This is a genomic window from Pseudomonas sp. PA15(2017) (assembly GCF_001945395.1).
In the GTDB taxonomy this organism is placed as follows: domain Bacteria; phylum Pseudomonadota; class Gammaproteobacteria; order Pseudomonadales; family Pseudomonadaceae; genus Aquipseudomonas.
The window spans coordinates 282,445-294,439 of the sequence record NZ_MSXV01000052.1 but is presented as its reverse complement, the minus strand read 5'-3'; the positions used below and the strand labels follow the sequence as shown (position 1 = coordinate 294,439).

The 11,995-nt window shown below is 64.3% G+C and carries 10 protein-coding genes; 4 read left to right on the top strand and 6 right to left on the bottom strand.

Annotated elements, in window-relative coordinates:
* The 6 genes from BVH03_RS18710 to BVH03_RS18685 form a co-directional block, all read right to left on the bottom strand.
* The coding region (locus BVH03_RS18710; RefSeq protein WP_305883693.1) for a biotin carboxylase N-terminal domain-containing protein at nt 1-616 on the bottom strand (616 nt) is incomplete at its 3' end.
* 17 nt (nt 617-633) lie between these two features.
* The gene (accB, locus tag BVH03_RS18705) at nt 634-1,089 is read right to left on the bottom strand and encodes an acetyl-CoA carboxylase biotin carboxyl carrier protein (protein WP_075962558.1); all 456 of its coding nucleotides are present in this window, start codon (nt 1,087-1,089) and stop codon (nt 634-636) included.
* A 71-nt stretch (nt 1,090-1,160) separates the two neighbouring features.
* The gene (gene aroQ / locus BVH03_RS18700; protein WP_027904932.1) at nt 1,161-1,610 is read right to left on the bottom strand and encodes a type II 3-dehydroquinate dehydratase; all 450 of its coding nucleotides are present in this window, start codon (nt 1,608-1,610) and stop codon (nt 1,161-1,163) included.
* Between the two features lie 120 nt (nt 1,611-1,730).
* Nucleotides 1,731-3,506, bottom strand: a complete 1,776-nt coding sequence (locus BVH03_RS18695) for a protein-disulfide reductase DsbD (protein WP_083640113.1) — start codon at nt 3,504-3,506, stop codon at nt 1,731-1,733.
* Between the two features lie 281 nt (nt 3,507-3,787).
* Nucleotides 3,788-4,831 (bottom strand): methyl-accepting chemotaxis protein, encoded by a 1,044-nt coding sequence (locus BVH03_RS27285; RefSeq protein WP_371915377.1) that lies wholly within the window; start codon nt 4,829-4,831, stop codon nt 3,788-3,790.
* 1,077 nt (nt 4,832-5,908) lie between these two features.
* Entirely contained in the window at nt 5,909-7,522 is a 1,614-nt protein-coding gene (locus BVH03_RS18685; protein WP_075962555.1) for a PleD family two-component system response regulator, read from the bottom strand.
* Between the two features lie 310 nt (nt 7,523-7,832).
* On the opposite strand from BVH03_RS18685, the gene BVH03_RS18680 reads away from it, so the two are divergent.
* The 4 genes from BVH03_RS18680 to speA all read left to right on the top strand — a co-directional run bounded on the left by BVH03_RS18680 (nt 7,833) and on the right by speA (nt 11,965).
* Nucleotides 7,833-8,900 carry a DUF2333 family protein gene (locus tag BVH03_RS18680; protein WP_075962554.1) on the top strand — a complete coding sequence of 356 codons (1,068 nt, stop codon included), beginning with the start codon at nt 7,833-7,835 and terminating at the stop codon, nt 8,898-8,900.
* Between the two features lie 3 nt (nt 8,901-8,903).
* On the top strand, nt 8,904-9,437 hold the full coding sequence (locus BVH03_RS18675; protein WP_075962553.1) for an NUDIX hydrolase: 534 nt from the start codon (nt 8,904-8,906) through the stop codon (nt 9,435-9,437).
* A 109-nt stretch (nt 9,438-9,546) separates the two neighbouring features.
* Nucleotides 9,547-9,918: a translation initiation factor Sui1 gene (locus tag BVH03_RS18670; RefSeq protein ID WP_075962552.1), complete on the top strand. Its 372-nt coding sequence runs from the start codon at nt 9,547-9,549 to the stop codon at nt 9,916-9,918.
* A 133-nt stretch (nt 9,919-10,051) separates the two neighbouring features.
* The gene (gene speA / locus BVH03_RS18665; RefSeq protein WP_075962551.1) at nt 10,052-11,965 is read left to right on the top strand and encodes an arginine decarboxylase; all 1,914 of its coding nucleotides are present in this window, start codon (nt 10,052-10,054) and stop codon (nt 11,963-11,965) included.
* Nucleotides 11,966-11,995 lie beyond the last annotated feature (30 nt).

Genomic DNA, 11,995 nt, shown 5'->3' with positions numbered 1-11,995 from the left:
GGAATTTCTCCAGGTAGACCATCGGGTTGCCGAACGCGGCACCGGCTTCGGTGCGGGTCAGCTTGGCCGACTTGATCAGGTCTTCTTCCTTCCACACCACGCGCATGCCGCGACCACCACCGCCGCCGGCGGCCTTGATGATCACCGGGTAGCCGACTTCACGGGCGATGCGCAGGGCTTGTGCTTCGTCTTCCGGCAGCGGGCCGTCGGAGCCTGGAACCACCGGTACGCCGGCCTTGATCATGGCGTCCTTGGCGGACACCTTGTCACCCATCAGGCGGATGGTGTCGGCTTTCGGGCCGATGAAGGCGAACCCGGAGTTTTCCACCTGCTCGGCGAAGTCGGCGTTTTCCGCGAGGAAGCCGTAGCCGGGGTGGATGGCGGTGGCACCGGTAACTTCCGCGGCGCTGATGATGGCCGGGATGTTCAGGTACGACAGGTTGCCCGGCGCCGGGCCGATGCATACGGACTCGTCAGCCAGGGCCAGGTGCATCAGCTCGCGGTCGGCAGTGGAGTGCACGGCCACGGTCTTGATGCCCAGCTCCTTACAGGCACGCAGGATGCGCAGGGCGATCTCGCCGCGGTTGGCGATCAGAACTTTTTCCAGCTTCTGCATTACGGGTTCCCCGTGCATCAGACGATGGTGAACAGCGGTTGATCGTATTCCACCGGCTGGCCGTTCTCGCCCAGGATGGATTCGATCGTGCCGCTGGTTTCGGCCTCGATGTGGTTCATCATCTTCATCGCTTCGACGATGCAGAGGATGTCGCCTTTCTTCACGGTCGAACCGACTTCGACGAAGTTGCCCGAAGTCGGCGAAGCGGCGCGGTAGAAAGTACCGACCATTGGCGAGCGCACCACGGTGCCGTTGAGCTTGGCAGCGGCCGGAGCAGCCTCAGCGGCAGCGGCTACTGGAGCGGCGGCGGCAGCGACCGGGGCAGGCGCCGGTGCGTAGGTCGGTTGGGTGTAAGCCGGTTGCTTGCCATGACGGCTGATGCGTACGGACTCTTCGCCCTCTTTGATTTCCAGCTCGTCGATGCCGGACTCTTCCAGCAGCTCGATCAGTTTTTTGACTTTGCGAATATCCATAGGTGTTCAACTCCCAGTCTGGTCAGGGTCGTTCAGTTGTACGAAAGAACCGCCGCTGCGTGGCGTCGGTTTCAGGTGTTTTTGCTCGCCAGGTTTTCCAGGGCCGCGTCGAGGGCCAGCCGATAACCGCTGGCGCCGAGACCGCAGATCACGCCTACCGCCACGTCGGAAAAGTAGGAGTGGTGCCGGAAAGGCTCACGCTTGTGCACGTTGGACAGGTGCACTTCGATGAATGGGATGCTCACCGCCAGCAATGCGTCACGTAATGCGACGCTGGTGTGGGTGAAGGCTGCCGGGTTGATGATGATGAAGTCGACGCCTTCGCCGCGGGCGGCGTGGATGCGCTCGATCAGTTCGTATTCGGCGTTGCTCTGCAGGTGCAGCAGGTGATGGCCGGCTTCGCGGGCGCGCTGTTCCAGATCGAGGTTGATCTGTTCCAGCGTGGTGGCGCCATAGGTGCCGGGCTCTCGGGTGCCGAGCAGGTTCAAATTGGGGCCGTGCAAAACCAGCAGGGTCGACATGATCCGGGCTTCCTTCTTTTTAGCTGCGCGGACTCTGCCAGAAGAGCCGTAGGGCTGTCCAGTTTTTGGGAGTAGTCAGCACGATCCGTGCAGGGTTGGCCGAATATGTGACCGAATCGCCTAGAATCGTTCTCGCGCGCTTTGCAGACGCTCGGAAAAGCCCGCGGCGTCGATTTCCCCGACTACCCGCAATTCCTGCATTTCCTGCCCGTTGACGGCGAACAGTTGGATCGCCGGAGGCCCGAACAGACCGTAGCGATCCAGTAGCGCGCGCTGGGCGGCGGTGCTGTCGGTCATGTCGAAGCGCAGCAAGTAATAGTCGGCCAGTTGCGGGCCGATCTGCGGGGAATGGAACACTTCGCGCTCGATCTTCTTGCAACTGATGCACCAGTCGGCGTACCAGTCGAGCAGCAGCGGCTGGCCGCTGCTCTTGGCCTGGGCCAGTGCGGCGTCAAGCTCGGCGGGCGTACTGACCGTCTGCCAGCTGCCAGCGGTTTCCGATGGGGTGCTGGCGATACCGCCGGCGAGGGGCTGCAGCGGATCGTCGTTGCCCTTGAGAGCGCCCGTCCAAGCGGCCAGGGCGTAGACCAGCAGCGCCAGCCCGAACAGTTGGGCGAGCTTGCCGCGTGCATCTTTGGGAGTAAATTCCAGAGTGCCGAGAAACAGCGCGACGCCGGCGGCCAGCAGCCCCCACAGCGCCAGGGAAATTTGCCCCGGCAGCACCCGTTCGAGCAGCCAGACCGAGACGCCCAGCAGCATCACGCCAAAGGCGTTGCGTACGGCGACCATCCAGGTGCCGGACTTGGGCAGCAGGGCACCGCCGCCTGCGGCGAAGATCACCAGCGGCGTGCCCATGCCCAGGCCCAGAGCGAACAGTTGCAGGGCGCCGCCCGCGGCATCACCGGTACTGCTGATGTACAGCAGCAGCGCGGTGAAGGGCGCGGTGATGCAGGGTGAAACGATCAGGCTGGACAGCACGCCCAGCGTCGCCGCACCGGCGATGGTACCGCCTTGGGTCTGCGCCGCCTTGCGGTCAAGGCGTTCACGAATGAACGCTGGCAGGCGCAGTTCGAAGACGCCGAACATGGCTACCGCGAACAGCGCGAAGAACAGCGCGAAGGGCACCAGAATCCACGGCGACTGCAGCATGGCCTGCAGGTTGAGCTTGGCGCCGAACAACCCCATCAGTGCGCCGAGCGCGGCGTAGCAGGCAGCCATGGGCAGCACGTAGGCCAGCGACAGCACCAGGCCGCGGCGCTTGCTCGGCCGGCCGCGCAACACCACGCCGGAGAGAATCGGCAGCATGGGCAGCACGCAGGGCGTGAAGGTCAGCGTCAGGCCGGCGGCGAACATCAGTGCCAGGTCGGTCCAGCTCCAGGTGGTTTTACCGCTGACTGGCGCACCTGCACCGTCGGCCTGGGCGGTAGCAACGCCGCCATTGATGACCAGCGTCTCGGTTTCCGGTGGATAGCACAGGCCTTTGTCGGCGCAGCCCTGATAGGTGATGACGAGGTTGAGCGGCTTGTCGTCCGGGTTGTTCAGCGGGATGTCGACATCCAGCACTTCGTAGAATACCTGCACGTCGCCGAAGTACTGATCGTTCTTGTGCAGGCCTTCCGGCACCTCGACGGGCGCACCGGCCAGCGCGGCCGGTTCGATCTTGAACTTGAACTGGTGGCGATACAGGTAATAGCCCTCGGCCGCCACGAAGCGCACTTTCGCAGACGTCGGCGAACTGCTGACCAGGCTGAGCTTGAAGGCCTCGCGTACCGGCAGGAAGTCGTCGCTATTGTTCAGCGCCTGGCCCAGTGGCGCGGCGTTCGGGCGGCTGTCGAAAACCCCGGCGCTGGCAGGCAGGACGACGAGCAACAGCAGCAGGCAAATAAGACGTGGCATGGGCATCTCGTGGGGCGTTGATCGCGCCATGATAACGGAGCCGGCGATCCCTGCCATGTGGCGTGCTGTAAGTGACGGTTGCGCCTGGCTCGGGGGCGCCTGCGTTTTGGGGGGCGTTGTGCGGCATAAGGCCGCGCAGGTGGCGGGTTCGTGGCGGGAATGGACGGCCGACCGACACTTGTGGGAACGGGCCATGCCCGTGATTTCGCGGGCATGGACTAGGCATCCCCGCCCGTTCCCACAGGTACTGCATCGATGTCCGCTTCTGCCTTTTTCTTCGCTTACACGCGAAACGCCTGCACCGCCTGATCCAGCTGACCGCTCAGTGCCTGCAACGCGATGCTTTGCGCGCGGCCCTGGCCGATGCGTTGCAGGTTGTCGCCACCCAGTTGGTGAATGCGCTCGCTGTGGTCACGAATCTCGCTGACGGCGCTGCCCTGGTAGGCCGTTGCCTCGGCGATGCGCGCGGCCTTGCTGGCGATGGTGCCGATGGCGCCGACGATCTCGTCCAGTGCACCGTCGGCGGTGCGGGCCTGCTCGGCGGTCGCCTTTGCATGCTCGACCTGGCTGCGCATGGCTTGTACCGAGTCATTGGCGGCTTGCTGCAGGCGGCCGATCACCTCCTGAATCTGCGCGGTGGCCGAACTGGTGCGCAGCGACAGCGAGCGCACCTCGTCGGCGACCACGGCGAAACCGCGCCCGGCTTCACCGGCGCGTGCTGCCTCGATCGCTGCGTTGAGGGCCAGCAGGTTGGTCTGTTCGGCGATGCCGCGGATGACCGTCAGTACGCTGCCGATGGTGGCGGTTTCCGTGGCCAGATGCTCGATGGCCTGGGCATTGCCGCGTACTTCCTCGACCAGCGCATGCAAGCCGGAGAGGCTATGGCCAATTACCTTCTGGCCCTGGGCGAGGGCGCGGTCGGCATCGCGGCCGGCGGTGGCCGTCTGGCTGGCGTCGTCGGCCACTTGCAGGATGGTCGCCTCCAGCTCTCCCAATGCATCGCGGATCTGCGCGGTATCGCTGGCCTGGCGCTCGGCACCATCATGCAGGCCGCCGCTCAGGTCAGCCAGGGTATGGCTGGAAGCCGACACGTTGGCCGCGTGCTGGTGAATGGTGCCGACCAGTTCGACCAGATAACGGCGCAAGCGATTGAGCGACTCTTCGATATCACGCAGTTCGCGGGTGTTGGTGGCCAGGTGAATCTCGCTGGCGAAATCTCCCGCCGCCCAGGCCGAGAGCGCCGGCACCAGACGTTCGAGCAGACGGCTCAGGCGGCGCTGCAGGGTGTCGATGATCAACGCGATGAGCAGGATCAGCGCCACCATGATGCCGAGGATCAGCCGCACTTCGCCCTGGATGCGAGCATGCTCGGCGCGCACCTGGGGCTCCAGGGCGGTGAATGATTGCTGCACGGCACCCAGCCGGGCGCGGGTGGTGGCTGACAATTGCGCGCGCTGTTCGATCAGCGCCTGGGTGCGCGCCAATTCCCCCGGATAGCGTGCCAGCAGGCTGTCGAGCTCACGTTTGAGAGCGATGCCGCGATCCTCCGCTTGGCTCTCCTGGCTGTCACTGCCCAGCCCCAACAGCGAGGCGAAGGCATCGCTGGGATCCGCCTGCTCCGTCACACCGAGCAAGGGCAGTTCATTGAGTCTTGTGGCCTGCGCCTGCAACGCCTGTACTTCACGCTCTACGTCGGCTGCCAGTTCGGCGCGCCCGCTGCTGACCAGCTTGGCACGCGCCAGGGCCAGCCGGGACAGGCGCTGTGAAGCCTCGAACAGCGGTGCACGATAGGCGTTGGCAGTTTCGCCCTGGCCCTCGTCGGCGTAGCGCGCCAGTCCTGCCAGGGCATCGGCTATTTCTCGTTCGGCCTGGATCAGCAGCCCCTGTGGGTCGCCGGACAGTTTGCCGGCGGCGAGCAGTTGCTCGGCGGCGAACGCTTTCAGCTCGGCCAGGCTGCTGCCCAGGTCGCCGGCAAGGCTGGTCGGCAGTTCATCGACATTGGTCTGTAGCGCGTCGAGGTTCTGCAGGGCGACGCTGTGGCGTAGGGCATCGCCACTGTCCAGATAGCCGAGAATATTGCCGGCGGCCTCGCGCTGGAATTGCTGCGAGAGTTCCAGGTACTGCTCCATCAGCACGTAAGGGCGCTCCAATGCCCGCTGCGACCACCACAATGTGCAGGCCAGGGCAATGCCGATGCCGACCAGCAAGAGGGTGTTGAGATTGGTGAGGGATTTGAGGCGCATGGGGCTGATTCGACGTCCGATCGATGCTGGCACTGCGCCATGCAGTGCGGCGTTGCTCGGTACGTTATGGCGCCTTTATGACAGCGTGGTTACGTGTCAGGGTGCGTCGTGTTAATGACGTCATGCAACCGACATGTGGTTGCTGGCGTCTAGGGTCGCTCAGCCGTAGGCTTCGACACGGTTGCGACCGCCGTTCTTGGCGCGGTACAGCGCCTCGTCGGCGCGTTGCGACAGATGCTTGCTGTCCAGATCATCGGCCAGTTCGGCGATGCCGCAACTGAAGGTGCAGCTCAGGTCATGCGGGTGGGCCGGGTAGTGGATCTCGGCGAAGCGTGCGCGGACCTCGTCCAGCACCTTGGCAGCGGTGCGGGCGTCGGTGTTGGGCATTACCACCGCGAACTCCTCGCCGCCGTAACGGCCGATGCAATCGCTCTTGCGCAGACGCTGTTTGAGAAACAGCGCCAGGCTCTTGATCACCCGGTCGCCCATGGGGTGGCCGTAGTTGTCGTTGACCTTCTTGAAGTAATCGATATCGATCATCGCGAAGCTCAGCGGTTGCTCGTCGCGCTGGGCGCGGAAGCGTGCGTCCTCGAGCAATTGCAGGGTGTGCGTGTGGTTGAACAGCCCGGTGAGGCTGTCGCGCACCATGCGCGCCTTGAGGCTGCGGGCCCGGTCGGCGCGGTTGCGCACTGTGGCGATCAGGTGGCGCGGCTTGATCGGCTTGGTGAGGAAGTCGTCGCCGCCCTCGCTCATCGCGTCGAGCTGCTTGTCGAGGTCGTCTTCGGCGGACAGGTAGATGATCGGCACGCTGACGTAGCGGTCGTTGTGGCGGATCACCTGGGCCAGTTCGGTGCCGTTGCAGGCCGGCATGTACATGTCGAGGATGATCAGATCCGGCTGGAACTCGGCCAGCTCGTCCATCGCCAGGATCGGCTCGGTGAGCGTGCGGGTGACGATGCCGGCGCTGTTGAGTACGCGCTCGGTATGGGTGGCCTGGGCTCGGGAGTCGTCGACGATCAGTACGCGGTAGGGTTCGTATTGAGCGACGTGGGTCAGCACCTCGATGCGCTCCAGCAGGCTCGAGGCATCCATCGAGCCGGTGAAGAATTCACGTCCGCCGGCGCGTACCGCGGCCAGGCGGGTCGGCGTGTCGGTGTCTTCGTGGCTGTAGAACAGTACCGGAATCTTTTCCTGCAGGCCCTCCTGAACGGCCTGGGCCAGTTGCAGGCCGTTACCGGCGCCGGCGAAGTCGATTTCCATGACGATGGCCGCCGGATGACGCTCGAGCATCGCTGCGCGAAAGGCGTTGGCGGTGTCCAGTGGCTTGGCGTTCATGCCGAAGAATTCCAGCTGCTGTGCCAGGCGCTCGGCGCGCTCCAGATGCTGCAGGGCCAGATAAACGGGTTTGCGCAGGGGCGGCAGCGTGGTGTGCTCGAAGCGGTCGCCGTGACGCAGGCCGGTGCGCGACAGGCGCTGCATCAACTGGTTGAGCTCACTGATCACCTCGCTGTTGAGGCGGCCCCGGTTAGCGCCCACCACGCCCAGGCAGGCGACGACGCGCTTGCCCAGTTCGCGGTGCTCGACCTGGTCGAAGCGTTCGGCATAGCGCTGCAACAGTTGCGCCGCTTCCTGCAGTTCCTGCATGCCGGCGTCGTTCCACTCGCCACGCAGCAGGCGCTGCCAGACTTCCAGAACCTGGCGGGCCTGGTGGATCACCCGTTGGGCGAAGTGCTGTTTGAGTCGGTCGCGGCTGGGGTCTTCGTGCTCGGTCATGGCCTGTCAATCTGCATGTGGCGGCGTGGGCCTCGCGGTAATGGCCTCATGCTATCACCGGGCGGTTATTTTGCCATTCCCTTGACGCCATTGTTGTGAATCGTCCCGCACCCTTGGCCATGGCAGTTGCAGGCTCTCGTCAAAGCGGCCATTACGTCGTGAATAGCTTGCTGCGCTGCGCAGCAGAGCTGCCTTCCCTTATAGTGGCGGCGTAGCCTCGACGCAGACCAAGGGTGCCCAAGTATTAGCGCAACCCTCCCATGGGCCTGTGGTCGAAGCCCTGTACGTCGTTGATCAAAGGATAATCGCCATGCTCGATTGGAAGAACCGCACCACCGGCACCGCCCATGCCGATGACGGTGCCAGCACTGGAACTCGCCGTCGCCTGGGCGGTGGGGTCGGCCGTGTCGTCATCGGTTTGCTGGGTATCTATCTGCTGGTGGCATTGGTCGTCGGCTGGTACTGGAGCCAGGAGCCGGACCTGTTCCCGGTGCAACAGCGCGTGCAGGCCGCGGCTGAAAGCAGCCAGCGCCAGGTGGTCAACGGCTACACCACGGTGGAAACCCTCAAACAGGTCGCCCAGACCCTGCTCGACAAGCCGGGCGGCTACCTGTCCAACGACCTGGCGCCGCCCGGCCTGTGGCTCGACAACATGCCGAGTTGGGAATACGGCGTACTGGTGCAGGTGCGTGATTTCTCCCGCGCGCTGCGCAAGGACTTCGCCCGTTCGCAGTCGCAATCCACCGAGGATGGCGACCTGGCCCGTGCCGAGCCGCGCTTCAATTTCGATCATCGCAGTTGGGCGCTGCCGGCCGCCGAGTCCGAGTACCGCGAAGGCATCAATTCCCTGGACCGCTACCTCGCTCGCCTGTCCGAGCCAGGACAGGGCGGTGCGCGTTTCTATACCCGTGCCGACAACCTCAACAATTGGTTCGGCGATGTCGCTACCCGCCTGGGTTCGCTGTCTCAGCGCCTGTCGGCCAGCGTCGGCCAGGTGCGCCTGAATACCGAGGTGACCGAGACCACCGAGCTGGCCGAAGGCCAGGTGCCGGAGGTGACCGAGCGCACCTACGAAACGCCATGGCTGCAGATCGACAACGTGTTCTACGAGGCACGCGGTCAGGCCTGGGCGCTGTCGCATCTGCTGCGCGCGATCGAAGTCGATTTCGCCGATGTGCTGGCCAAGAAGAATGCCACCGTCAGCGTACGGCAGATCATTCGTGAGCTGGAGGCCGCCCAGGCCACGCTGTGGAGCCCGATGGTGCTCAACGGTAGCGGCTACGGCATCCTCGCCAACCACTCGCTGGTAATGGCCAACTACATCTCGCGGGCCAACGCCGCGGTGATCGACCTGCGTCAGCTGCTGTCCCAGGGCTGATCGATGGCTGTTGCCAGCGCCGAGGTGGCGCACCGTGCCGCCTCGGATGCCGAGCTGATCGCCTGGGTCGACGAGCATGACGACGTGCTCGGCGCGCTGCCCCGGGCGCAGCTGCGCCAACGCGGTCTGATCGGTCGCGGTACCTTCATCCTGCTGTTCAACGCGGCCGGTGAGCTGTGCGTGCACCGGCGCACCCTGAGCAAGGCGGTCTATCCCGGTTACTGGGATATCGCCGCCGGCGGCATGGTGGCGGCGGGTGAAGGCTACGCGCAGTCGGCCGAGCGTGAGCTGGCCGAAGAGCTGGGTATCCGTGATGCGGTGCTGCGCGACCACGGTCGTTTTTTCTTCGATCAACCGGAGAATCGTATCTGGTGTGCGGTGTTTTCGGCGGTGTCCGACGCGCCGCTGGTGCTGCAACCCGAGGAAGTGCTCGAAGCGCGCTTCATGACCCTCGAGGCGGCGCAACTCGACATCCGGCACAAAACCTACTGCCCGGACTCGCTGGTAGCCCTCGACCACTACCTCGCCAATCGCTGATCGCCCGGTGGAGTCGCCAATCCAACAGGGGTTGGCGCATTTCGCTTCTTAGCATTGCCGGCCTTTATCGCTACACTGCGCCGTTCCCATCCACTGAGGAAAAAACGCGGTGGCCAAGAAAGCCTCTTCATTCGCCGGCCTCGGTGGCCTGGTGTTTTCCACGGACGCAGGCCGGCATTGCCCGGATTGCTCGCAGCCGGTGGACGCCTGCACCTGTTCGCGCACGGCGATTCCCGAGGGCGACGGAATTGCCCGGGTGCGCCGCGAGACCAAAGGCCGCGGCGGCAAGACGGTGACGACCATCACGGGCGTGCCCTTGGCCGAAGAGCCACTCAAGGAGCTGGCTTCGGCGCTGAAGAGACGCTGTGGTTGCGGTGGCGCGCTGAAGGATGCTGTTATCGAGATCCAGGGCGACCATATCGAACTGCTGCTCGCCGAGCTGATCAAACGCGGTTTCAAAGCCAAGAAATCCGGCGGCTGAACGTCGCCACCCGTGACTATCTAAACTTACTCATTGCGCGGCCAATCCACTGCCGAGCAATCGTCATTTCCAGGCTCTATGCTCGCCCGACCTTATCGACAGCATCAGCCTATCTGCTACAGGGGAACCCTCGATGGCCGCACGACGCACACGCAAGGACGATGGAAGCCAATGGACCGTAGGCGACAGCCGCAGCGTCTACGGTATCCGCCATTGGGGCGCCGGTTACTTCTCGATCAATGACGCCGGCCGCGTCGAAGTGCGTCCCAACGGCCCGGGCAGCACGCCTATCGACCTCCATGAACAGGTCGAGGAGCTGCGCCAGAGCGGCCTGTCGCTGCCGCTGCTGGTGCGTTTCCCGGACATCCTGCAAGACCGCGTGCGCAAGCTGACCGGCGCTTTCGACGCCAGTATCGCGCGTCTGGAGTACAACAACCGCTACACCGCGCTGTACCCGATCAAGGTCAACCAGCAGGAAGCGGTGGTGGAGAACATCATTGCCACCGAGAACGTTTCCATCGGTCTGGAAGCCGGTTCCAAGCCCGAGCTGCTGGCCGTACTGGCGCTTGCGCCGAAGGGCGGCACCATCGTCTGCAACGGCTACAAGGACCGTGAATTCATCCGCCTGGCGCTGATGGGGCAGAAGCTTGGCCACAACGTGTTCATCGTCATCGAGAAGGAGTCGGAGGTCGCCCTGGTGATCGACGAAGCCGCCGAGCTCAAGGTAGCCCCGCAGATCGGCCTGCGCGTGCGCCTGTCGTCCCTGGCATCGAGCAAGTGGGCGGACACCGGTGGCGAGAAGTCCAAGTTCGGCCTGTCCGCCGCGCAACTGCTGTCGGTGGTCGAGCGTTTCCGCAAGGCTGGCCTGGATCAGGGCATCCGCCTGCTGCACTTCCATATGGGCTCGCAGATCGCCAACATCGCCGACTACCGCAAGGGCTTTCGCGAAGCCATCCGCTATTACGGCGAACTGCGCGCCCTTGGTCTGCCGGTCGACCATATCGACGTGGGCGGCGGCCTGGGTGTGGACTACGACGGCACCCATTCGCGCAACGCCAGCTCGATCAACTACGACATGGAAGACTACGCCGACGCGGTGGTCGACATGCTCAAGGAGTTCTGCGACCGCCAGGAAATCCCTCACCCGCACATCTTCTCCGAGAGCGGCCGGGCAATGACCGCGCACCACGCCGTGCTGCTGGTACAGGTCACCGACGTCGAGCGCCACAACGACGACGTGCCGGAGATCGACCGCAGCATCGAGCAGCCTGAAGTGCTGCAGGTGCTGATCGACCTGCTCGACGACAGCGACCCGGAAATGGTCGCCGAAACCTACTGGCGCGCCACCCACTACGTCAGCGAGGCGGCCGGGCAGTACTCCGCCGGTAAGCTCGACCTGCCGCAAAAGGCCCTGGCCGAGCAGTGCTACTTCTCGATCTGCCGTCGCCTGTACAACCAGCTCAAAGCCCGCCAGCGCTCCCATCGCCAGGTGCTCGACGAACTCAACGACAAGCTGGCCGACAAGTACATCTGCAACTTCTCGGTGTTCCAGAGCCTGCCGGATACCTGGGCCATTGACCAGATCCTGCCGATCCTGCCGCTCAACCGTCTGGACGAGGAGCCGCTGCGCCGCGCGGTGCTGCAGGACCTGACCTGCGACTCGGACGGCAAGATCAACCAGTACGTCGACGAGCAGTCCATCGAAACCAGCCTGCCGGTGCACGAGCTGCGTGATGGTGAGGATTACGTGCTGGGCATCTTCCTGGTCGGTGCTTACCAGGAGATCCTCGGCGACATGCACAACCTGTTCGGTGACACCGACTCGGTGAACATCTACCAGAATGCCGACGGCAGCATCTACCACGCCGGTATCGAAACCCATGACACCATCGAGGACATGCTGCGCTACGTGCACCTGTCGCCCGAGGAACTGATGACCCACTACCGTGACAAGGTCGCCAGCGCGCGCATCAGCGCCCGTGAGCGTACCCAGTTCCTGGATGCCCTGCGCCTGGGGCTGACGCGCTCTTCGTACCTGTCGTATTGAGGGCATCTGCATCGCTGAACGGCGGGGGTG